The following is a 20,911-nucleotide window of genomic DNA, read 5'->3' as shown; positions in this document are numbered from 1 at the left end:
ACGTCATAAAGGAACCTGATTAGTGTGTAAATAAAGATTCGATAAGATGATGCGAAGCGTCAATAACTGACAGCGTTGAGAACAACAATAACGCAAAACTGATTAGGCTGATTATTATAGGAAAACTCTTTTTATGGCCGGGTGTAATTAACTCATTAACCCGCAGGGCTATGTGCTCTGAACCGAAGTAGCAGTAGCTAAAATTAGTTTTGTATGAGCTTTGAAGCTTGGCAACCTTTACCAAAGTTGCCGCGACATCTAATCCTGTATGTGACTGCAGCACTTTCTGATCAGCAATTTGCTCAAGTGCTAAAGCGAAACTCTTCTTGATTGGCTTTTTGATAAAGCCTGGATAGAAAATACAAAGTAAATTGAACAGGCATTTAGATAACGCATCATTGGAAGTTAAATGCGCCTGCTCATGCTGTAATACGATATTTAAATCTTCTTCAGTCAACTGCAGCTTTAAACCGTTTGTAAGATAGCATCTTGGTTTAATGAGCCCAGCAACAAAAGCAGCAGGTTTAGCGCTATCCAGCAAATAGTAATTGGGTACTTCTGGACTTGAGTTACTATTACTTGTGCTGCTAATAACTCTGCTCAATAAATTGAGACTTTTTATGTCAGAGCTGTGAATCACCCAGCGTCTAATGACTTTAGACAACTGCCAGACAATGTAAGCAATGAAGCCCAATAATAAGAATCCATGCCAGCTATCAAAGTGGAAAACGTAAGCATGATGCCAATGAGCTACTTCATCGAGTAGTTCAAAAGGGCCCGTGATAGAGAGGTAGAAAAATAGTGTAATGACTGTACTTAGCACATAAGGGCATGCAACCCACACCAGTAGTAAGCTCTTTCTATGCTTTGGGCTGAAGTCCGCTAGCTTTTCAGAAATAAAAAGCCAAAGTATCGATTGTAATGCATGGATAATAAACAAACCCAGCAACCCGATACTGACTAAATTTAGAATTAAAGCCCAATCACCAACTACCATATTGCTTCTTAACCCCTCGCTTTTCTTTGTTGCTTGATGAGATTTTCAAGCTCTTCAAGTTGGGAGTCATCAAGATCTGAAGAAATTGAAGAGAAAGCTGCAATTAGACTGTTTTCACCTTCAGAAATGAAATCGCTGGTGACATTATCAATAAGCTTGGCAATTAGGTGTTCACGATCAAGTTTAGCCTGATAATAATAAGCCAGCCCTTTTTTATGGCGCGACAACACGCCTTTCTTAAAGAGACGATCGAGGGTGCTTTGGATAGTATTCAGTGTTCCCCCGCCCCGCTGAGTAGCCAGCACAGAGTGAACCTGCTTTACATCCGAGTCTGGATGGGCCCATAAATATTGCAGCACCTGTTTTTCGAGTTCGCCTAAAACCATTGAAATATCAGTTCAATTTGATGTGTTGGCATCCTCGCACAGGAGAAAACCGACTGTCAATCGGTTTTGTGGTGCGCCTCAGTATTTTTCTCAGTACGGCTGCCTATATGGGTAGCAGCTTTGGCTATTACAGTGGCTCGGGGCGAACCGGCTTGCGGTGTATGCGGTCACTGCCAGAATGATAATCGCCTGTTGCCTGCTCCATCAGGCGGTCTTTATCTCTCTGTCTTATGTCAGCAACATGCTCATCTGCATTATCTTCGCTAGCACCCAGGCCAATTAACACCTGCTTGCCTAAGACCAGTGCTGACTCGAAGGTTTCTCGAACTGAGTATTCGACTTTTTTGTCGTAGAGTTCAATTGAGTGCATTCGGTCATAAGAGCGTGCGAATATTTTTGCTGTCGAGTTTGCGGACTGTATTTGCTCAACAATTTGATTGGTGATGTCTTTATTGTCAGTACAAACTGCTACCGCTTCGAAGCTTTCTATGCCTACAGCTCTTAGAATATCGCGACGTGTACCGTCACCATAATGGACTCTGAATCCGAATGAGCCGGCATCTTTTACTCTGTGTGAATCATTATCCAAAATAGTAATGTCATAACCGTTGGAGAATAATGGCTGCGAAACGATTTGCCCAAAACGGCCAAAACCAATAATTAATATACGCCCCTTGGTATCGCTATAATCTTCTTCGATGACTTCTTCGAAGCCTTTGGACACAAACAGCGGTATCAGTTTTTCGACTAACGGTGAGAGCGCCATGGAAACTGAAACAATCGCTATTAGTATTGAGGATATTTCAGCGCCAAGAACTCCACCCGTTGATGCCGCAGCGAACAATACGAAACCAAACTCACCAAGTTGGGCCAATCCAAGGGAAGTCTTAATCGATACATTGTGTGAGTTCTTAAGGAGTCGTGTAATGATATAAATCGTCACAGCCTTTAGTAGCATCGCTAATGGAGCTGCCAGCAGGATGATATGCCAATTCTCAGCCACGATAGTTAAATCTAAAGATAATCCCACGGCTATAAAGAACAAACCAAGGAATAACCCTCTGAACGGCTCAATGTTAGCTTCAACTTCGTGACGATAAGCTGATTCAGCAAGCATAACACCGGCAAGGAATGCACCCATTGCATAAGACATGCCTACCGCCGCCATTAGCAATGCTGCGAATATTACAATGCCCAATGCGCTGGCAGTCATAATTTCCTGTGTTCTGGTTTTAGCAAGCAGCTTGAATAAAGGATCGAGTAAATACTTCCCTGCAAGTATTAAAAATCCTATCGCAGCTATGGCCATGCCGACGTTAATAAAGCTTTGCTGTAGGCTGACACTTTCGCCTGTTGGCGATAATAGCGCTACCAAAAGCAATAATGGCACGATAGCCAAATCCTGGAATAGGAGAATACCAAAGGACTTTTTTCCATGCAGCGTTTCGCGCTCACGGTTTTCATCGAGCTGACTCATCACAATTGCAGTGGACGACAAGGCCATGCCCAGGCCAATAACAGTTGATGCGGCAACACTGTAACCCAGGCTGTAACTGACTCCACCAATAACTAAGCCGCAGCCCAGCACCTGCAATAAACCTAAGCCGAAAATATCTTTGCGCATTTTCCAAAGTTCAGAAGGCTTCAGTTCGAGTCCTATAACAAAAAGAAACAGGACAACGCCAAACTCTGAAAAATGGAGTAGCTCTTCAGGATGTTCTGAGAAACGTCCAGAGAATATGATGTTGACCGAAATTCCTGAAACCAGAAAGCCCAGTATGGCTCCAAGTCCAAGCTTCTTAAATATAGGCACAAAAAAACAGGCCGCTGCAATTAAAAGCAGGGCCTGTAGAAACATGAGTTCTAAATGATTAAACGTAAAGTCCACTAATACTCCCCTCTTATTAGGGCCTGTTTATATCTGATTGAATGGTATCTTAGCGGATAAAGGTACCATTGTTGAAATCATTTACAGCTTCTCTGATTTCGTTCTCAGAATTCATGACAAAAGGCCCATAACCAACAACCGGATCATTAATCGGCTCACCAGTCATCAATAACACCTTGGTATCATCGCCATTAGCTTCAATGGAAATACTGCTGCCCTCCTGGTCAAATATGGCGCCCTGTGCTGCCCGGACAATGCCATTGTCGTTTATTTGCACTGTGCCACTTCTAACCAGCAATATAGAGTTATGGCCTGCAGGTACTTCAATAGAATGCTGTCCTTTACTCAGTGTCAGATCCCAAAGATTAATGGGCGTAAATGTCTGCGCTGGTCCTCGAACCTCATTCAACTCTCCAGCAATGATTCTTGCCGTAACACCATCACTTATAACGGTTTCGGGTATATCGTCAGCATTGATGCCTTGGTATTTAGGGGCAGTCATTTTGTCTTGCTTGGGTAAATTAACCCATAACTGAACCATCTCCATAGCACCGCCTCTTTGAGCAAATTCATCGGAATGAAACTCTTCATGAATAATGCCGGAGCCAGCAGTCATCCATTGCACGCCCCCCTTTGTTATGACACCGCCAGAACCGGTTGAGTCTTTGTGAGCAACTTCGCCATCAAAGACAATAGTTACTGTCTCAAAACCCCTGTGTGGGTGCTCCCCTACTCCTCTTTTCATGGAGCTGGGTGGAAAGTCACGCGGTGCAGCGTAATCCAACAACAAAAATGGACTGAGCAATTCATTGTAATTTTGATATGAAAATAGTGACCTTACGGCAAACCCATTACCCACCCAATGCTCATGTGTTTCATTCAATAACTGCTTAATCTTTTTCATGGTTCACCTCGTAGCCATTAAGAAAAATACAGCTCTATCATAGCCCCATAACTGGTATAGGGTTTTGCATAATCCTGCTACTTTTTATTGAATACTGCTTAGTTAAACTTTTCTTTAAGGAACTTGCCCGGAGCAACGCCTTCAACAGCGGTAAATGCATTGCTAAAGTGCGCCTGGCTTGAATAACCGAGTTTGAAAGCAACATCTGATATTGAGTTGCCCTCTAAAAGTAAATGCTTTGCTTTGTTGATTTTCTGCAAACCAAAATATCGGGCGGGAGGCATGCCGACTACTGCTTTAAAGACTCTGATGAAATGATACTGGCTCATGCCAACATAATCAGCCATTTCTTTAACGGTCATAGTGGTATCAACATTGAGATCCATATAGATCATAAGCTCTCTGATATTTTTATCAGGAATTTTGTCTATATCGTGAGTAGGCTGATAGTGCTGTGAAGTGGGCTGCTCAATTACAGCGTAGTGTTCAATTAGATAATTGAGCAAAATGTGAATCCAGCTTTGATAGTACTCAATATCATCACTGCCATGCTTGTTAATATATTCCCTGCAAATTTGTGCATATCTTAACGCGAAGCTATCATGAAATCCGATACGAGTTGATAAGGCTGATATCAGATCGGATTTATCACCTGAGATTGCTTTTTTAATAAAGTCATTCTTGACGCTGACTTTCAAATAGTGAGCATTGCACCACTCCAGTGAGTAGCTAAATTTACTGGAGATTAAACAAATATCCCCAGCCGCCAACAGTTTTTCATCAACCTCATCGCATCTTAATTCAAAGCCAGCATGCTCAAGAGGAAACAAAATTGTTAACTCCTCAGAGTTAAATCGTGTGCTTTCAACCTTGCCCCCACTGGAAAACTCTATTGAGCCAACCTTGGGTATGTCAATTAACGCTTTTGTTACATCAACTCTAAAATATTTGCTCATTAAAACTTACCGCACGAATCCTCTTTAATACTCTATTACGACTATATTTTATTACCCCTCATAAATCTATAAGCATCTGCCCGCAAAAGTCGTTAATAGCAATAAGCTGTAAAGCTTAGCAGTTTGCTGTAAGTCTCCTGGAGTACTTTGGGTATATATTTTGCCTGTAGCACAATTTAATCCAAACAGGAGATTTATAATGGGTAATCAATATACCAGACTTGATAAAGATAATGCTGCGGTATTATTAGTCGATCACCAAACTGGCTTGCTGTCTTTAGTAAGAGACATCGATCCGGACAAGTTTAAAAATAATGTTTTGGCATTGGCAGATGCGGCAAAGTACTTCGGCCTGCCAACCATTCTAACCACCAGTTTTGAAGACGGTCCGAATGGCCCTTTAGTGCAAGAACTAAAGGATATATTCCCTGATGCGCCCTATATCGCACGTCCTGGACAGATTAACGCTTGGGATAATGAAGACTTTGTCAAAGCTGTTAAAGCTACCGGCAAAAAACAACTGATTATTGCAGGCGTAGTGACTGAAGTTTGCGTAGCATTCCCGACCTTATCAGCCTTAGCAGAAGATTTTGATGTGTTTGTTATTACTGATGCATCAGGTACCTTCAATCATCTGACTCGTGACGCTGCCTGGGATCGCATGAGCAAAGCAGGAGCACAATTAATGACCTGGTTTGGTGCCGCCTGTGAATTACATCGTGATTGGAGAAACGATATTGAAGGATTGGGCGCTTTATTCAGCAACCACATTCCTGACTATCGTAACCTGATTGCTAGTTATACGAAGCAAACTGAGAAATAATAGCTTTTGAAGTAAGCAGTTAGCAAGGTGCTGTTTTGGCAGCACCTTGCTACTTAATGTTATCTGCTATTGATTGTTATTGAACGCGTTGCTTCGGAGCAAGCTTTTGTTCATTAACCTGCCCATTCTGTCGATAAATAACGCCCTCTTTCATGACGAAATCTACGTCCGATAACAAGTTCATGTAGCGCAACACATCACCTTGTACAGCGATAATGTCCGCCTGTTTGCCAGATGTGATGCTACCTAAGCGATCTTGAACGCCCATCATGACTGCTGGCCAATAAGTTGCCGAACGTATGACATCCATGGCTGGAATATTCATAGCATTGGTTAAGACCGTCATTTCATTCCAGGTGCTCTGGCAATGAAACTTTGTCGGAATACCGCTATCGGTTCCCACTAAAAACACGACACCGGCTTCTCTGAGCTGCGCAATTTTACGTTTCAACGTTGGCTGTCGCAATGGTGTCAGCTGCATGTAATCGAGCTTGCCGGGATCGGTTAATGAAGCTTTGATGTCTTTGATGGTGTCCGGCTTTAATCCACGGTGCCAGCAGGTGTTATCTAGTCGCTCTGGATTTTTTATCAGCTCGGGGTATTGATAGAGGCCTTCGACGGTTGGTGTCCAGAATAATGGACCGCCTGCTACGCGCCCAGTTGCAGTACGTTCTTTCAGCAGCTTCATGACGTCTTCAGGATATTCTGGTGCGGTCGTCAGCCCTGTGTGTTCAAAGTTGTCGACGCCAATTTTAAGGCCTACTCGAATCTCGTCAGGTCGATGGGAATGACCGATGACTTTTAAGTTATTTTCATGCGCTGTATCAACAATCGCCTGAGCAACTTCCAGATCCATTTGATCCTGATCGACCAGCTTGATCATATCAACGCCAGCTTTAGCCAGTTGGCGCACCTTTTGTTTAGCTTCTCTAACGGTTTTGACTCCCCAGCGGTAATGGTCAGAGCCAGGATAAGGTTCATACTGTAAAAATGGGCCTGAAACAAATAAATTAGGGCCTGCAATATTACCCTGCTCTATTTGTTGCTTTATCTCGATAGAGTCCTCAAGGTTCGCACCCAAATCGCGCGCGCTGGTCACTCCAGCGAGCAGTAGCTGAACCGCACTGGCAGGCATAATCTCATCAACTTGTCGCTCGCGATAAGTAGGTTGCCAATGGCTATAATCTGCGTGTCCATTTAACATCAGGTGCGCATGGCTTTCCCAAAGTCCTGGCAATACATCCATACCTTCAGTTGAGATCACTGTATAACCTTCGGGTACCTCAAGCTGTCCTACCTGGCCAACGGCTTGAATGGTTCCATCTTCAACCAGAATAATGCTATTAGCTAATGGCGGGCCGCCATAGCCATCAATTAAACGCCCGCCTTGTAAGGCATATTTTTCAGCAGCTGCATCGAAAGATAAAAGAGTCCCCAGAAGCAGGAACACAGACAGAAATCGAGAACGTATCATTATTACCCCCACGCCTTTATTACGTCGATTAACCTTAGCCGTAATAAAGCATTGAAGCAAGCCCAGAGCTTTGTATAACAGTTAGGAGAGTATCACTGTTGCTAAAATGTAATAACGCATAAATTTACCAATAGTGACTAAGATTAAGAACCACAATAATCGTATGCGTAAAATGCCGGCCATTACTGTCAGCGGATCGCCGATAACAGGAACCCAAGCAAAGAGTAACGCAACGATACCGTACTTTTTAAACCGTTCTTCGGCGCGCACGAATTCACTTTCCGTCATGCGTAACCACTTCTGGATGACCGTCTTGCTGGCCCAATAACCCAGACCATAATTGGTTAATGAACCAAGAACATTGCCAATAGTGGCAACAATAACCAGAAGCTCGGGTGAGAAGCCATTAAGTAGTAATGCGGTAAGAACCAGCTCAGAACTGAGCGGCAGGATGGTGGCTGCAAGAAATGCAGCTATAAAAAGGCCGATATAGCCTAGTTCAGCGAAGTATTCCATCGACTAGCGGCTAATCAAGATAGTGAACATACGAAAATTAATTACGCTTCTTTTTCTTCTTTAAACCTGCATTCTCCAGCACTCGATCATATTCTTGACACAACTCCATGCGTTTCTGGTGTGTCTCAAGAACTTCTTTAACACCGGGATGGCCCTGTTTAGCTGCCTTGTGAAGCCATTGCAATGCTTCTGAATCGTCCTGACCAAATTCTAATTCGCGTAGATAAATAAGACCCAGGTAGAACTGCCCATCCCTATTCCCTTGTTCGGCCGCCAATTTACTAAGCCTCAATGCTTCTGGTATGTTCTTATCTACTCCTTTGCCTTCCAGATACAAATATGCAAGTGCAGCCTGGGCTATGTCATTGCCTTGCTCACTCAACTCACTGAATAATTCAGCAGCTTCTGAATAATCCTTATCGTTATAGTAATCAAAAGCTAGTGTTAGTGCTCTAGGAGTTAGCTTGAAAAGGTTAGCTATGTTACGAAAAAATTGCTTCATGCTGTGATTCTTATTATTGATGGATGGTTATGCGGTTAGGTAGCTAACACTAAACAATTCTTCTTCATCGAGCCAGCTTTTTTTAAGTGTGAATCCTGATTTTTTAGCAAGCTCGGCGATACCGTCCAGTGTATATTTGTACGAATGCTCTGTGTGGATCAGCTCTCCCTTTGCAAAGGTAATGATGTTACTCAGGATTTCATAGGATTGATCTGCTTTACTACGCAGGTACATTTCGATGCGCTGCTGTTGAGAGTTATAAAGAGCGTGATGCTCAAACTGATTGGTGTCGATATCAGCTTCAAGAATCTGATTGATATGGTTCAGGGTGTTGAGGTTGAACTCAGCAGTGATACCTTTTTCATCATTATAGGCGGCATGCAGTATGTCGTTATCTTTGTGTAAGTCGACGCCGAGCAATATGCCACCATTATTGCCGACCAGCTGATGCATTTGTTTTAGAAAAGCTATTGCGTCCTCAGGCTCAAAGTTACCAATGGTTGAGCCGGGGTAAAATACATGCTTGGCAAAATGTTGATAGATTTCAGGCAATACAATAGGGTCTGAGAAGTCACTGGCGATTGGATGAACCTCTAACCAAGGGTAACGCTCTGATAAACGCTCAGCTGACTTTTGCAAAAACTCTTCGGATACATCTTGGGGGACGTAAACATTCGGATGGATATCCGTCAATAAGTATTCAATCTTTGTGCAGTTTCCGGCGCCAGGTTCAATGATGATAGAATCTGAGCTAATAAGTTTTGCAATCTCCTTCGACTGACTCTCTAAAATCCCTAGCTCTGTTCGCGTAGGGTAATACTCATCAAGTTGAGTTATCTTTTCAAATAGTTTCGAACCACGATGGTTATAGAAGTATTTTGGGTTAATAAACTTCTGTTCAGCGCTTAGGCCGTCAAGAATATCTTGTTGTTCTTTATTTATGGACGGTTCTTTTATGTTCATTGTTCTGACCTAATTTGAAATGATTATCTAGATGTCGCGAGCTAGCCGAATGCCGCTAAATTGCCACCGCGAGTCAGGGTAGAAAAAATTACGGTAAGTTTTGCGGATATGATTCTCACTGGTTACACATGAGCCGCCCCTCAAAACGTACTGATTACACATAAACTTGCCATTGTATTCGCCCACTGCTCCTGCGGCTGCCTTAAAACCTGGGTAAGGAGTGTAAGCGCTAGAAGTCCACTCCCACACATCACCATAGAACTGTTGCAGGCCATTGTTACTCGTTGCTGCAACGGGGTGCAGCACATCATTGTCGACAAAATTATTTAAGATAGAACTATTTGAGCTAGCGTTCGCTTGAGGTTCTTTTGCGATAGACTCCCACTCTTGCTCAGTCAGTAGACGCGCATCACTCCAGCGTGCAAAAGCATCGGCTTCATAATAGCTAACATGAGCTACCGGCTCATTAAGGTTGAGCGGTTTCTCTCCGTTCAAGGTATAGACAAACCAATCGCCATTCCTTTTAAACCAATAGAGTGGCGCCTGCCATTGATGTTCTCTGACTGCGTCCCAACCATCACTGAGCCAGTATTGTGGTTCCTGATAGCCGCCCCCTTCTATAAACTCAAGATATTCACCATTGGTTGTTAGACGATTAGCTGCTGAGAACTGATGGCGATAAAATTTGTGGCTGGGGGTTTCATTGTCATAAGCAAAGTCATTTTGAGTAACAGGAAAGTCGGTAATGTCCGTTCCGATCATTACCAGTTTCTCATCGAATCGAATCCATTCAATTGGCAGGACCTGTTCATTTTGATCAACCAGTTGGCTGGTACTACGATAAGCGGGCAAAATTGGATTTTGAAACAAGTTGTACTTCAGGTCAGTTAACAGCAGTTCCTGATGTTGCTGCTCGTGATTAGCGCCTAACCTGATTAGGCTCAAAGCATCACCTAGTCTACTATCCTGATCCTGATGCTGTCTTAAAGAGCTAACAAGCTCCTTAATCTGCTCAGTAACCCATTGTCGATACTCATAGACTTCTTTAACTGAAGGTCGTGATAAAAGACCGCGCTGAGGGCGTGGGAACTGTTCTCCAATGGCGTTGTAATAGGAATTGAATAGATATTCGTAGCGTGGATTAAATGGAGCAAAGCTGGAACTAAATTTCTTGAGAATGAAAGTTTCGAAAAACCAGCTGGTGTGGGCAAGATGCCATTTTACAGGGCTGGTTTCAGCAATGGCTTGCAGATTGTAATCTTCAGCTTTTAATGGCTCACATAGCTGCTCGGTAAGAAATCGAGTAGCAATGAAGTCAGAGAGAACTTGTTCAACAAGCTCTGTTGACGACTCTTCTTTAACCTGATCAAGCATTAATAGTAACCTTTCCTGAAATCCATACAACGTCGTTCACGCACTCTACTTCAATCACAGCGCCTTTGGCTGAAAGCTGTCTAGCCTTAAATTTACTTCGATTTAACTTACTTTTCCAATAACTGGCTAACACTCGGTTAGCTGAACCGGTAGCCTTATCTTCGTTGACGCCATGCTGAGGCGCGAAATAGCGCAGGTCATAATCGAAACCTTTGGCTTGCGATTGAGTCGTAGCTATCAAAGCTCGCTCCGTTGCAAACGTCAGCTTATCAAAGTCGATTGCAAGCTCCGTTAAATCAAAATCCTGTGGCCACTCAAAGATCCAATAACCATTACTTGGCCCTACTTTAGATGCACTAACAGGCTTAATGTTACAGCAATCCTCAGCCCATTCCGGAATGTCGGCTGGTTCAAAATCAATAGTGTCAAAGCCGATCCAAAGTTGCTCTCCATCATCTATTTTAGTTTTGATATGTGAAGATTGGGTGATAAGTTCGATTGGGTTCTCAACATCGACCTTGTCATTAACAACTTGTGCAGCCGCCAACAAACCATGGCCACACAGCTGAATTTCGGTTTCAGGATTAAAAAAGCGGATATGAAACTTGGAGCTTTCATCGGCTGGCCAAACAAAACAGGTAGCCGGAATGTCTTTGCGCTTGGCGATGGATTGCATCTCTTTGCTGGTCAATGCCTCATCTTCTAAAAAGACCAGAGCTTCAGTACCTGCAAACAGTTTGCCGTGAAAGTCACCACTGAAAACCGATACATGAAAAACCTTTTTACCATCTAACTCCTGCATAAACGCCCTCAGCTGTAAATATATCTACTAGCCTACTGTATTATCAATATTATTCAAGACTATGATTTTATTGGTTTTTATTTCTGATAACTCGTAGGAAAACGGTCTCGCCTATTACAATAAGACCTAGCCCAATTAAGCTTGCCCAAATGACAAACGGATCCATTTGCCACTTAATCCACAAAAAGGCACTCAAAATAATAACGTCTAATGTGATTGCGAAAGAAACGATATAGGGATTGGCGTTCACTTCATTTTTGAGCTTGGTTAAAACTCCCCAGTGAATAGCAATATCCATGATGATATAGAAAATAACACCCATCGAGGCAATGCGGCTCAAATCAAAAAACAGCGTCAATAATATTGCAATACCAACGGTATAAACCACATTATGTTTTTGAATACTGCCAGGCATACCTAAGTGACTGTGAGGCACCAGTTTCATATTGGTAAGCATGGTCAGCATTCGGGAGACTGCAAAGATACTGGCAATGACTCCAGAAACCGTTGCCACTATCGCGAATAATACGGTAATCGTCAGGCCCCATTCCCCAAACGCAGGTTTAGCAGCTTCTGCCAACGAATAGTCACGGGCTGCCACAATTTCGGGGACAGTCAGGTTGCTACTGACCGAGATTGCTACCAACAGATAAACCAGTGTGCAGATGCCAATCGCAATCGCGATGGCTCTAGGGATGTTGCGCTTAGGATCGATTATTTCATCGCCGCTATTGGTAATGGTTGTAAAGCCTTTGTAGGCCAACACGCTCAAAGCAACCGCAGAAATGAAGCCCCAGATAGGATTGAGAGCGAGATCTTCTGTCAGCTTCGAATGGTTTGCCATTTCAAATAAGCTGTTAAAATCAAAGCCAGCAGCCCAGAGTCCGCCCAGTGCTAAAAGGAATAAACCAATCGCTTTAATGAAAGCCATCACAACCGATAAGCCTTCGATATATTTATTGCCGATAATATTAACGAAAAATGCAAACACCAATAATAGTGCGCCGAGTATTGGAATTCCCCATTGACCAAGCTGCTCAATTTCAAACAGTTGCAGGGTGTAGGTACCAAAAGTTCTGGCAACCAGACTTTGATTGATAATCATGGAAAAGAACATCAGCAATGCGAAGATTGCTGTGGTTGCACCTTTGCCATATGCCTTTTGCAGAAACATGGCGATACCGCCAGATGATGGGTAGTTCTGAGAAAGTTTAATATAAGAGTAAGCGCAAATACTGGTGACTATCATGCCGACAAGAAACGCCAGTGGAAATAGTGCGTTAGCTAGCTCGGCAATTTGCCCTGTTAACGCAAAGATACCGGCGCCAATCATGACCCCGGTACCCATCGAAACAGCACCCAGTAGGCTTAGAGACTTTTTTGAATCACTCATGCAGACTCCTTCAGCAACTTTAGTTAAAGCCTACGTGAATCAAATTAATTATCAAGCTTTAGGTTTTTCTTCCATTAAACCAACGAGGTTGTCGTCAGGATCACGAAGAAAGCCAGTCCACAGGTCGTGGTCAGGCAAGTTAGCCGCCAGTTGCGGATCACGTTCGACTTTTGCACCCTTCTCCACAAAGTTTTTGTAAGCCGCCTCGATATCTTTGGTGTTGAAGTAAAGAATAGAATTAGCACCAACCGCCCCTGCCCCCTGAGGAGTACTCAGCATGATTCGAACGCCATCAGCATTTAGAAATGCCAAATTTGGGCCTGCGCTAAAAAGAAACTCCAAGCCCAAAATATCCCGATAGAAATATAAAGCTTTCTCAACATCGCTAACAGTAATAGCGATTTGTTTAATGGTGGAAAGTCTTGAGTTCATCTTAGAGTTCCTCATGAATGGTTGTAAAATATTTGCAGCAAATTAATTTACTCCACAGTCGGTACCACCCCATTTGGCTTCTTTAACACAACGATACTGAGTTTTAGATATAGTTATTGGAGGCAGTTGACAGCCAAAGGCATCCTTATTTAGCGACAGCACAATATCGTTATCTTCGGCAACTGAGGCATCTACAATAATTGAGCAAAAGTGCTCACCCTCATTTGTATTAAGAACTTGAAACCCAACTCCTGGTTTTACTTCTACATCGCTTAGTATATTGTCAGCATAAGACATGCTGATGACTTCATCCTTATATTCAGTACACAATGTTTTAACATGGGGGTATTTTAAAAAAATTTGTAAGGTTGGAGATTTTTTTGCATCTTCATTTTCACTAAAGGCTACAGGTATCAATAGAGGTGCTACTGCAGATCCAGATTTTACTTGGTTTGTGCCAAGATATAGTTCTTGATTATTACACCGTGCGACTATTAAATCACCATTTTGAGAATCTGCTCTGCTACGCTTTTCTTTTAACGTTTGCCAAGAGTTTCCGCCCTCCAGTTCCCACTTGTTTCCCCAAACATACGTTGCGCAACTTGAAATTAAGAACAAAGCAGCGAGAATTGTTATCGCTATCTTCATATACAGTTCCTATAGTTTAAATACTGATAAACGATTGCTGGTGCCTTTTGCGCCTACCTGGGTAGCACCAGCAAAACATAAACTATCAACCCTACATCCTAGGCAGATAACTTTTTTTAGATATTGATTTCTACTGAGCAAGCCATTTCATTGTGTTTTGCATAGTTCACGGAGGTTAAATCTGCTTCATAAGTATTTGAGTGGCTCTTCTCATAATTAAGTTCGCTTGTAATAACCGCAACTGCATTTTCTTTGTGTGTTAAGGATAAGAGATAGTATTTAACGAACTCTTGCGACTGGCTTGTGATGGGCTGTTTATAAACAGTATAAGTCATTTTATTTCCATCATCACAAATTAACTCACTATGTGTTAGCTCTTGAGATTCGGTCTTCCAACGTTCTTCAGACGAACTGATAACTCTTTTAATGGTGTGTCCCACCACAAGCTGAAACTGCTCGTCACTTAACGGTAATTTATTCGCATAATCAACGACTTCAACAGAGTAAAAGTGGCTGTCATAAGGCGGTTTAAAGCCAACAAACCTTGAGCTTTGATCATCATTTTTCTCAGAGTGCTCTTTGACGGAGGTATAAAGCCAGGCACTTGCTTTTGTCGATACTGGCGCTGTGACGCTAAAGACTTTATCCGGTGATGTGTACCGTGTCCCATCCAAGCTGCCATCAAGTATTTTTGGTGCCGGAAACAAACCGCCAATAGTACCTCCGCCACAAGCAGTTAAAAGAATTGATAATAATCCAATAAGCAATGTTTTTTTCATGATTGTTCCTTAATACAAAATTATAGTTTAAATACTGATAGTCGATTGCTGGTGCCTTTTGCGCCTGCCTGTGTAGCCCCAGCAACTACATAAATACTATCATTGAAAGTAACTGCGCCCAAACCATGACGAGGCACGGGCATTTCACCGATTTGTTGCCACTTATCTTCTTTTGGTGAGTACTGCCAGACTTTTTTGTAGACTCCGCCACCGTTGGTGAAATACTCACCGCCGAAGACGTAGATATGCTCGCCCATCACTGCGGCTGCTAATCCGCCCTGCGCTTGCGGTAATGGTGCGAGAGCGTGCCATTTGTCTTCTTTGTAATCATAAACTTCGTGGGTGTTGAGATTGCCGCCTTCGACGGTACGACCGCCAATGACATGCCACAGGTCATTCAAATAACCGCCAGCGGCGCTGTTTCGCGCTGTTGGAATAGGATGTGCGCAGTCCCAGGTCATTGTTGAAGGATCGAGGACTTTATGACTGCTGGCATCGATATGATCATTCCAGTTGCCGTTGCTCATGCCTTTAGGACGTCTGCCGCTGGCGAGATGGATTCGCCCATTAATAGAAGCGGCTACTGTTTCGCACAAAGGATAACTCATGTGGTTTGGATATTTGCGCCAACGTTTATTTTCTTCATCCAGAACCAACATATCGCGACTACCAAACCAGCTACCGTTTTCAGCCACAGTAAAACCGCTGAACGCAAACAGCTTACCATTATGAGAAACTAAATAAGGATGATGTCTTGGTTCAGGTAACGAAACGGACTCATGCCAAGCATCAGAAGCAGGATCGTAAGCCACCACTTCATCGTACACATCAAGCTCGTTACCCTTTACCGTCAAACCGCCTGCAACGTAAATCTTGCCTTTGTGTACCGCCGGATATATCTCCTGCACATTAAAAGGAAGCGACGCCTTAGTTTCCCACTTCGCCATACACGGTAAAGCAATAGCCGAAGCAGACAGCAAAGAACCTTTTAAAAATGTACGGCGTGTGAACATGGCACTTACTCCCAACTAATTCGCAGAGTTTTAGGAACGTAGGGTGCGTCGTGACGCACCGTTGAACTTATAGATTACTTTGAAACTTACAATTTCCTAGTTAATATTGAATCAATAAAGAATTATTTACAGCTCGTGGTTGCCTGAAACAAAAAGCGGTGCGTCACGACGCACCCTACGACGATCATTTGCCCCACAAGTCTTTGGGACATCCAAATTTCTGATAGATAACTTCGATAGCAAGTTTCTTAGAGTCTTGCAGTGTATCGTATACAGAATCATCGCCGTGGAAGACAGTGACGTACCAGCCTACATCTGGTAAATCCTGTTCTAGGACAAATTTATATTCGTTAAACTCAATTTCTTGTTTTTCAAGCATAGTCTTAATCGCTAATTATATTAAGTGGGTAGAAATTTGAATGACGCCCCCTGCATTTGCTCAATACTAGACAGCTTACTATGAATTGCAATAAAAAATTGCCTGTGAGCTTTTCAGCAAACAGGCACAATTGCGACTAACGTCTAGGGGTATTTGTTAAAATCTATCTTGCTAGGTAACCACCATCGATGTTGATGGCTTGACCGGTGACGAAGCTGGATTTGTCGGAGCAGAGCCACATGACGCTGTCGGCGATTTCTTGAGGTCTGCCTGCACGCTCCATCGGTTGCAGTTTGGCGAATTCTTCCTGGGTTTCTGGGTCGTTATTGGTGATGCGCTCGACCATTTCGGTCATGATTACTGCGGGGCAGATGGCGTTGACGCGGATGTTGCGTGTGGCGTATTCGAGTGCAGCGGTTTTGGTGAGCTGGATTACGCCGCCTTTTGAGGCGCAATATGCAGGGAGATTCATGAAGCCAACTTCGCCAGCAATCGATGAGATATTGACGATGACGCCACTGCCCTGCTCGCGCATGATCTCAAGCTCGTGTTTCATGCCATAAAAGACGCCATAAAGATTCACTTTGATAGTGCGGTCGAAATTTTCAAAGGTGCAGTCGGCGGTTTCGTTTTGTTCACCTTCTATACCGGCATTATTAACTGCGTAGTCCAGTCGTCCGTAGCGGTCGTTGATAATCTCAAAAAGATGTTTGACCGAATCCAAATCGGATACGTCGGTTTGGATGAAGCCTGCTTCGCCGCCATTTTGACGGATTTTATCGGCGAGTTTTTCACCGCGGTCCTTATCGACATCACTGATGATAACCCTATCACCTCGTGCTGCGAATGACTCTGCAATTGCTTTGCCGATTCCTGCGCTGCCTCCTGTAACGAGTGCAACTTTTTTCTCTGCTTGTGCCATGCTATTCCCTTTTACGTTATATTGACGGTAAGTTCAGAGTAACTGATTCAGCCCGCAGTTTCTTGATATATGTCAAAAGATGATACGATTTTGTTTTATAGTAGAGATGAGGTCTATTAAGCTTGGTTTAACAAGCTAGTTAAGGAGAGTATGCGATGAGTAATCTTGTGAATAATCAACTGGATATTGAGTATCAGGAGAAGCCTTGTTCGGCCATTGAGCGTATCCTTAAGCCGCGTGATAAAGATTTAGGTGAGTTCAAGGTGCGCCGTTCGATTCCTACACGTGAACAAAAACAAGTAGGCCCCTGGGTCTTCTTTGATCATATGGGTCCTGCTGTCTTTCAGCCTGGCCAGGGCGTTAACGTGCGTCCTCATCCCCATATCAATCTAGCCACCGTGACCTATTTATTTACCGGGGAAATTTTGCATCGTGACTCACTCGGTAGCGAACAAACCATTCAGCCGGGTGATATTAATCTAATGGTGGCGGGTAAAGGCATTGTTCATTCAGAGCGCGAGCGCCGTGATGTAACAGATTCGATGCATCAATTGCACGGCTTACAATTGTGGTTAGGATTACCTGAAAAAGATGAAGAAATTGATCCCGCTTTTTATCACTACCCCACCGCTGATATTCCTGAGCTTGAGGTTGATGGCGTATCTGTGAAGGTTATGATGGGAAGTGCTTATGGCAAAACCTCACCAGTTAAAACGTTTGCCAAGACTATTTACCTCGAAGCACGCATGGATCACGAACAAAGCTTGAAATTACCAGAAGCTGATGAGCGTGGCCTGTATGTGGTTGAAGGCGAAATTGAGATCGATGGAGTGACGGTTGAAGAACACTCAATGGCTATCTTAACTGGTAAGCCAGACTTAATGGTGAAGGCCATAAAATCCAGCCGCGTGGTATTGATTGGTGGCGAACACTTGGGCAAGCGTTATATTGAGTGGAACTTCGTTTCCAGCCGTAAAGAACGAATTGAACAGGCTAAGCAAGACTGGAAAGACGGCAAGTATCCAAAAGTTCCGGGCGACGAGTTAGAGTTTATACCACTGCCAGAATAAGAGTCTGTACAACTTATTTTAGATCAAGCATAACTTTAATAAGGAATGGTAAATGATTGATATTAATTGGGCTTTAGTCGGAATGCACAGCTTTACATTGGCTGCGGCTTACGTGTTGGCTTTACCGATAGCATTAAACCGCGAAGCGAAGGCTCACGGTGCCGGTTTACGGACGTTTCCGCTGGTTAGTATCGCAGCCTGTGGTTTCGTACTGATTGGGATAGACATATTCGATGGCGCAGAACCCGAAGCACGTGTGGTAGCAGGCATTATTACCGGTATCGGCTTTATCGGCGGTGGCGCGATTTTAAAAAATGACAATCATGTCAGCGGTACAGCGACTGCAGCTAGCATCTGGGCAACAGGTGCCATTGGCATCGCTGTAGCTTACCAACGTTATGAAGTCGCGCTATTGATTAGTATCATCACATACTTGACCCTGCACTTCGGCTACAACGCTAAAAAGGTGGTTAAGAATAGTGACACAGAGACTGAAGAAAAAAGTTAGTCCATGAACAAAGACAGCGATGAATGTTGCGGTTGCTCGGACGATCCGCCAAAGGAATCCAGCAACCCAAATGAGCATGAACCAAATGAGCATGAAACTGGACATGACAACCAATCTGACGCCAGTCATTTATTGACCCACTTCAAAGTCCCTAAAATGGACTGCCACTCCGAAGAGCGCATGATTCGCATGGTGCTGGAGGACGTTAAGCCCAAAGTAACTATCCAGTGTGATATCCCGAATCGCTCAGTCTCGATCTACCATCAGAACAACCTTGAACTGATTACGCGCAAAATGGAAAGCCTCAACTATGGCGCCTATGTGGTTAATACTGAAACCATTGACTCTGAAACTCTGACCTCAATACATCAGCAAAATGAAGAGTTCGATATTAAGCAGGCCGGTATTTTAAAATGGCTACTAATGATTAACGGTCTGATGTTTATCGTCGAAATGACCATTGGCTGGATAGCACAGTCCACTGGCTTGATTGCTGATTCGCTGGATATGCTCGCTGATGCCATGGTTTATGGCTTGGCACTCTACGCCGTTGGCCATACCGTGAAGAAGAAGTTGAAAGTGGCCCATTTATCCGGTTGGCTGCAATTACTGTTGGCACTCGGCGCATTGTTTGAAGTATTCCGTCGATATTGGTTTGGCAGCGACCCCACCTCTGACTTAATGATGATGATTGGCCTACTGGCCTTAATCGCCAACGTGACATGCTTGTGGTTAATATCAGGTCATCGTGAGCAAGGGGCGCATATGAAGGCAAGCTGGATCTTCTCAGCAAATGATGTCATCGCTAATACCGGCGTCATTCTAGCCGGAGGCCTGGTGGCTTGGACCGGCTCTCGGTATCCGGATCTCGTGATAGGTTTAATTATCGGTCTGGTTGTATTGTTCGGAGCTATCCGAATTTTGAAACTTAAAGCCTGACTCATTCAGCCTCAGGTCTTACCACACTAACCTTCCACTCCTTTCTGACCGCCTATTGATCCAGGTCAATAGCTTTCGGTGCACTTGCCGTTACTCTTACGCTCACATTCTTATAGCTGAAAAAATGGGGCTTTTGTTATGGCACATGCAACTGAGCAGTCTGACAATCACAATTACTTAGGACTTCGCGGGATTGAGTTTACTGAGTTCGCGAGTCCTGACAGCGATTACATGGAAAAGGTTTTCGCAGCTTTTGGCTTTTCAAAGCTAAAAAAATTCAAGGGCAAAGACATCTATTACTTTAATCAAAATGATATTCACTTTTTGATTAACCAAGAGCGCGCGGGCTTTTCTCGAGAGTTTGCAAAAAGTCACGGCCCTGCCATCAGCTCTATGGGCTGGCGTGTGGATGACGCGGACAAAGCCTTGTCAATTGCAATAGACCGTGGCGCCACAGCTGCCAAACCTGAAGATACCGATCTACCCTATCCTGCTATTTATGGCATTGGTGATAGCCTGATCTATTTCATTGATACTTTTGCAGGTTCAAAGAGCTCTTCTCAAACTAAGCCAGGCTCAATCTATGAACAGGACTTTGAAGATTTAGAGAATCCAGTCGTCGTTGAGAACAAAGGATTCTTGAGAATCGATCACCTGACCAATAATGTTTACAAAGGCACCATGCAGAAATGGGCTGACTTTTATAAAAACGTTTTTGGTTTCACAGAAGTTCGCTATTTCGATATCAAAGGTCAGGAAACAGCCTTGCTTTCGTACGCTTTGCGTTCGCCAGACGGAAGCTTCTGCATTCCTATTAATGAAGGTAAAGGTGACGACCGCAATCAAATTGATGAATACCTGCGCGAATATAATGGCCCAGGTGTCCAACACATCGCCTTTGAAACTCATGATATTTTGGGTTCATTAGATAAGCTTGATCATTCAGTGATTGATACTCTGGATATCCACGAAGACTACTACAAAACGGTATTCGATCGTGTGCCCAATGTGCGAGAAGACCATCAACGCATTCAGGATCATCAGGTCTTAGTCGATGGCGACGAAAACTCTTACCTGCTACAAATTTTCACTAAGAACCTATTTGGACCTATCTTTATTGAAATCATTCAACGTGCCAATAACCTTGGCTTTGGCGAAGGTAATTTCCAGGCATTGTTTGAATCGATTGAACGCGATCAAAAGAAGCGCGGCGTACTTTAAACTGAGAGCTGAGGAACCGATA

The 20,911-nt window shown here is 43.5% G+C and carries 23 protein-coding genes; 5 read left to right on the top strand and 18 right to left on the bottom strand.

All coding sequences use genetic code 11. The annotated features are described in order from the left end of the window. Window positions 1–19 precede the first annotated feature (19 nt). From ACYTXU_RS04990 to ACYTXU_RS04970, 5 genes are all read right to left on the bottom strand, one after another. Window positions 20–997 carry a M56 family metallopeptidase gene (locus tag ACYTXU_RS04990; protein WP_462208837.1) on the bottom strand — a complete coding sequence of 326 codons (978 nt, stop codon included), beginning with the start codon at window positions 995–997 and terminating at the stop codon, window positions 20–22. A gap of 8 nt (window positions 998–1,005) precedes the next feature. Continuing rightward, a complete protein-coding gene (locus ACYTXU_RS04985) occupies window positions 1,006–1,383 on the bottom strand; it encodes a BlaI/MecI/CopY family transcriptional regulator (protein WP_462208835.1) in 378 nt (125 codons plus the stop codon). Between the two features lie 127 nt (window positions 1,384–1,510). Next, window positions 1,511–3,271 (bottom strand): cation:proton antiporter domain-containing protein, encoded by a 1,761-nt coding sequence (locus tag ACYTXU_RS04980; RefSeq protein ID WP_462208833.1) that lies wholly within the window; start codon window positions 3,269–3,271, stop codon window positions 1,511–1,513. A 49-nt stretch (window positions 3,272–3,320) separates the two neighbouring features. Next, entirely contained in the window at window positions 3,321–4,175 is an 855-nt protein-coding gene (locus ACYTXU_RS04975; RefSeq protein WP_462208832.1) for a pirin family protein, read from the bottom strand. Window positions 4,176–4,273: 98 nt separating this feature from the next. Then, a complete protein-coding gene (locus tag ACYTXU_RS04970; protein ID WP_462208830.1) occupies window positions 4,274–5,131 on the bottom strand; it encodes a helix-turn-helix domain-containing protein in 858 nt (285 codons plus the stop codon). A gap of 199 nt (window positions 5,132–5,330) precedes the next feature. On the opposite strand from ACYTXU_RS04970, the gene ycaC reads away from it, so the two are divergent. Further along, window positions 5,331–5,954, top strand: a complete 624-nt coding sequence (ycaC, locus tag ACYTXU_RS04965) for an isochorismate family cysteine hydrolase YcaC (protein ID WP_462208828.1) — start codon at window positions 5,331–5,333, stop codon at window positions 5,952–5,954. Between the two features lie 76 nt (window positions 5,955–6,030). On the opposite strand, the gene ACYTXU_RS04960 is transcribed toward ycaC, so the two are convergent. The 13 genes from ACYTXU_RS04960 to ACYTXU_RS04900 all read right to left on the bottom strand — a co-directional run bounded on the left by ACYTXU_RS04960 (window position 6,031) and on the right by ACYTXU_RS04900 (window position 17,151). Further along, on the bottom strand, window positions 6,031–7,428 hold the full coding sequence (locus ACYTXU_RS04960; protein WP_462208826.1) for an amidohydrolase family protein: 1,398 nt from the start codon (window positions 7,426–7,428) through the stop codon (window positions 6,031–6,033). An 81-nt stretch (window positions 7,429–7,509) separates the two neighbouring features. After that, window positions 7,510–7,944, bottom strand: a complete 435-nt coding sequence (locus tag ACYTXU_RS04955) for a YqaA family protein (protein ID WP_462208825.1) — start codon at window positions 7,942–7,944, stop codon at window positions 7,510–7,512. A gap of 37 nt (window positions 7,945–7,981) precedes the next feature. After that, a complete protein-coding gene (locus ACYTXU_RS04950) occupies window positions 7,982–8,446 on the bottom strand; it encodes a tetratricopeptide repeat protein (RefSeq protein ID WP_462208823.1) in 465 nt (154 codons plus the stop codon). 27 nt (window positions 8,447–8,473) lie between these two features. After that, on the bottom strand, window positions 8,474–9,409 hold the full coding sequence (egtD, locus tag ACYTXU_RS04945) for an L-histidine N(alpha)-methyltransferase (protein ID WP_462208822.1): 936 nt from the start codon (window positions 9,407–9,409) through the stop codon (window positions 8,474–8,476). Window positions 9,410–9,436: 27 nt separating this feature from the next. Then, entirely contained in the window at window positions 9,437–10,783 is a 1,347-nt protein-coding gene (egtB, locus tag ACYTXU_RS04940) for an ergothioneine biosynthesis protein EgtB (protein WP_462208820.1), read from the bottom strand. After that, on the bottom strand, window positions 10,776–11,585 hold the full coding sequence (locus tag ACYTXU_RS04935) for a PhzF family phenazine biosynthesis protein (protein WP_462208819.1): 810 nt from the start codon (window positions 11,583–11,585) through the stop codon (window positions 10,776–10,778). The genes egtB and ACYTXU_RS04935 overlap by 8 nt, the downstream gene beginning before the upstream one ends. Window positions 11,586–11,652: 67 nt before the next feature. Further along, entirely contained in the window at window positions 11,653–12,978 is a 1,326-nt protein-coding gene (locus tag ACYTXU_RS04930; RefSeq protein ID WP_462208818.1) for an APC family permease, read from the bottom strand. A gap of 51 nt (window positions 12,979–13,029) precedes the next feature. Then, window positions 13,030–13,410: a VOC family protein gene (locus ACYTXU_RS04925; protein ID WP_462208816.1), complete on the bottom strand. Its 381-nt coding sequence runs from the start codon at window positions 13,408–13,410 to the stop codon at window positions 13,030–13,032. 42 nt (window positions 13,411–13,452) lie between these two features. After that, window positions 13,453–14,058 carry a hypothetical protein gene (locus ACYTXU_RS04920; protein ID WP_462208814.1) on the bottom strand — a complete coding sequence of 202 codons (606 nt, stop codon included), beginning with the start codon at window positions 14,056–14,058 and terminating at the stop codon, window positions 13,453–13,455. Between the two features lie 116 nt (window positions 14,059–14,174). Continuing rightward, a complete protein-coding gene (locus tag ACYTXU_RS04915; protein ID WP_462208812.1) occupies window positions 14,175–14,837 on the bottom strand; it encodes a hypothetical protein in 663 nt (220 codons plus the stop codon). 20 nt (window positions 14,838–14,857) lie between these two features. Then, window positions 14,858–15,850, bottom strand: coding sequence for a Kelch repeat-containing protein (locus ACYTXU_RS04910; protein WP_462208810.1), 993 nt, complete (start codon window positions 15,848–15,850; stop codon window positions 14,858–14,860). Between the two features lie 184 nt (window positions 15,851–16,034). Continuing rightward, window positions 16,035–16,229, bottom strand: a complete 195-nt coding sequence (locus tag ACYTXU_RS04905; RefSeq protein ID WP_462208809.1) for a hypothetical protein — start codon at window positions 16,227–16,229, stop codon at window positions 16,035–16,037. A gap of 163 nt (window positions 16,230–16,392) precedes the next feature. Beyond that, window positions 16,393–17,151, bottom strand: a complete 759-nt coding sequence (locus ACYTXU_RS04900) for an SDR family NAD(P)-dependent oxidoreductase (RefSeq protein ID WP_462208807.1) — start codon at window positions 17,149–17,151, stop codon at window positions 16,393–16,395. Window positions 17,152–17,306: 155 nt separating this feature from the next. Between ACYTXU_RS04900 and ACYTXU_RS04895 the strand changes: the two genes are divergently transcribed. From ACYTXU_RS04895 to hppD, 4 genes are all read left to right on the top strand, one after another. Continuing rightward, on the top strand, window positions 17,307–18,221 hold the full coding sequence (locus ACYTXU_RS04895; protein WP_462208805.1) for a pirin family protein: 915 nt from the start codon (window positions 17,307–17,309) through the stop codon (window positions 18,219–18,221). Window positions 18,222–18,273: 52 nt separating this feature from the next. Beyond that, a complete protein-coding gene (locus tag ACYTXU_RS04890) occupies window positions 18,274–18,729 on the top strand; it encodes an MgtC/SapB family protein (protein ID WP_462208803.1) in 456 nt (151 codons plus the stop codon). Between the two features lie 3 nt (window positions 18,730–18,732). Next, a complete protein-coding gene (locus ACYTXU_RS04885) occupies window positions 18,733–19,668 on the top strand; it encodes a cation transporter (RefSeq protein WP_462208802.1) in 936 nt (311 codons plus the stop codon). A 138-nt stretch (window positions 19,669–19,806) separates the two neighbouring features. Then, window positions 19,807–20,889: a 4-hydroxyphenylpyruvate dioxygenase gene (gene hppD / locus ACYTXU_RS04880; RefSeq protein ID WP_462208801.1), complete on the top strand. Its 1,083-nt coding sequence runs from the start codon at window positions 19,807–19,809 to the stop codon at window positions 20,887–20,889. Window positions 20,890–20,911 lie beyond the last annotated feature (22 nt).

Source organism: Kangiella sp. M94 (genome assembly GCF_054926195.1).
The sequence above is the reverse complement of the archived record's forward strand: the minus strand, read 5'-3'. Positions and strand labels throughout refer to the sequence as shown.

Excerpts from the sequence above, each read along its gene's own strand:
- ACYTXU_RS04990 (WP_462208837.1), bottom strand. The coding sequence starts at position 997 with ATGGTAGTTGGTGATTGGGCTTTAATTCTAAATTTAGTCAGTATCGGG.
- ACYTXU_RS04985 (WP_462208835.1), bottom strand. The coding sequence starts at position 1,383 with ATGGTTTTAGGCGAACTCGAAAAACAGGTGCTGCAATATTTATGGGCC.
- ACYTXU_RS04975 (WP_462208832.1), bottom strand. The coding sequence starts at position 4,175 with ATGAAAAAGATTAAGCAGTTATTGAATGAAACACATGAGCATTGGGTG.
- ACYTXU_RS04970 (WP_462208830.1), bottom strand. The coding sequence starts at position 5,131 with ATGAGCAAATATTTTAGAGTTGATGTAACAAAAGCGTTAATTGACATA.
- ycaC (WP_462208828.1), top strand. The coding sequence starts at position 5,331 with ATGGGTAATCAATATACCAGACTTGATAAAGATAATGCTGCGGTATTA.
- ACYTXU_RS04960 (WP_462208826.1), bottom strand. The coding sequence starts at position 7,428 with ATGATACGTTCTCGATTTCTGTCTGTGTTCCTGCTTCTGGGGACTCTT.
- ACYTXU_RS04955 (WP_462208825.1), bottom strand. The coding sequence starts at position 7,944 with ATGGAATACTTCGCTGAACTAGGCTATATCGGCCTTTTTATAGCTGCA.
- ACYTXU_RS04950 (WP_462208823.1), bottom strand. The coding sequence starts at position 8,446 with ATGAAGCAATTTTTTCGTAACATAGCTAACCTTTTCAAGCTAACTCCT.
- egtD (WP_462208822.1), bottom strand. The coding sequence starts at position 9,409 with ATGAACATAAAAGAACCGTCCATAAATAAAGAACAACAAGATATTCTT.
- egtB (WP_462208820.1), bottom strand. The coding sequence starts at position 10,783 with ATGCTTGATCAGGTTAAAGAAGAGTCGTCAACAGAGCTTGTTGAACAA.
- ACYTXU_RS04935 (WP_462208819.1), bottom strand. The coding sequence starts at position 11,585 with ATGCAGGAGTTAGATGGTAAAAAGGTTTTTCATGTATCGGTTTTCAGT.
- ACYTXU_RS04930 (WP_462208818.1), bottom strand. The coding sequence starts at position 12,978 with ATGAGTGATTCAAAAAAGTCTCTAAGCCTACTGGGTGCTGTTTCGATG.
- ACYTXU_RS04925 (WP_462208816.1), bottom strand. The coding sequence starts at position 13,410 with ATGAACTCAAGACTTTCCACCATTAAACAAATCGCTATTACTGTTAGC.
- ACYTXU_RS04920 (WP_462208814.1), bottom strand. The coding sequence starts at position 14,058 with ATGAAGATAGCGATAACAATTCTCGCTGCTTTGTTCTTAATTTCAAGT.
- ACYTXU_RS04915 (WP_462208812.1), bottom strand. The coding sequence starts at position 14,837 with ATGAAAAAAACATTGCTTATTGGATTATTATCAATTCTTTTAACTGCT.
- ACYTXU_RS04910 (WP_462208810.1), bottom strand. The coding sequence starts at position 15,850 with ATGTTCACACGCCGTACATTTTTAAAAGGTTCTTTGCTGTCTGCTTCG.
- ACYTXU_RS04905 (WP_462208809.1), bottom strand. The coding sequence starts at position 16,229 with ATGCTTGAAAAACAAGAAATTGAGTTTAACGAATATAAATTTGTCCTA.
- ACYTXU_RS04900 (WP_462208807.1), bottom strand. The coding sequence starts at position 17,151 with ATGGCACAAGCAGAGAAAAAAGTTGCACTCGTTACAGGAGGCAGCGCA.
- ACYTXU_RS04895 (WP_462208805.1), top strand. The coding sequence starts at position 17,307 with ATGAGTAATCTTGTGAATAATCAACTGGATATTGAGTATCAGGAGAAG.
- ACYTXU_RS04890 (WP_462208803.1), top strand. The coding sequence starts at position 18,274 with ATGATTGATATTAATTGGGCTTTAGTCGGAATGCACAGCTTTACATTG.
- ACYTXU_RS04885 (WP_462208802.1), top strand. The coding sequence starts at position 18,733 with ATGAACAAAGACAGCGATGAATGTTGCGGTTGCTCGGACGATCCGCCA.
- hppD (WP_462208801.1), top strand. The coding sequence starts at position 19,807 with ATGGCACATGCAACTGAGCAGTCTGACAATCACAATTACTTAGGACTT.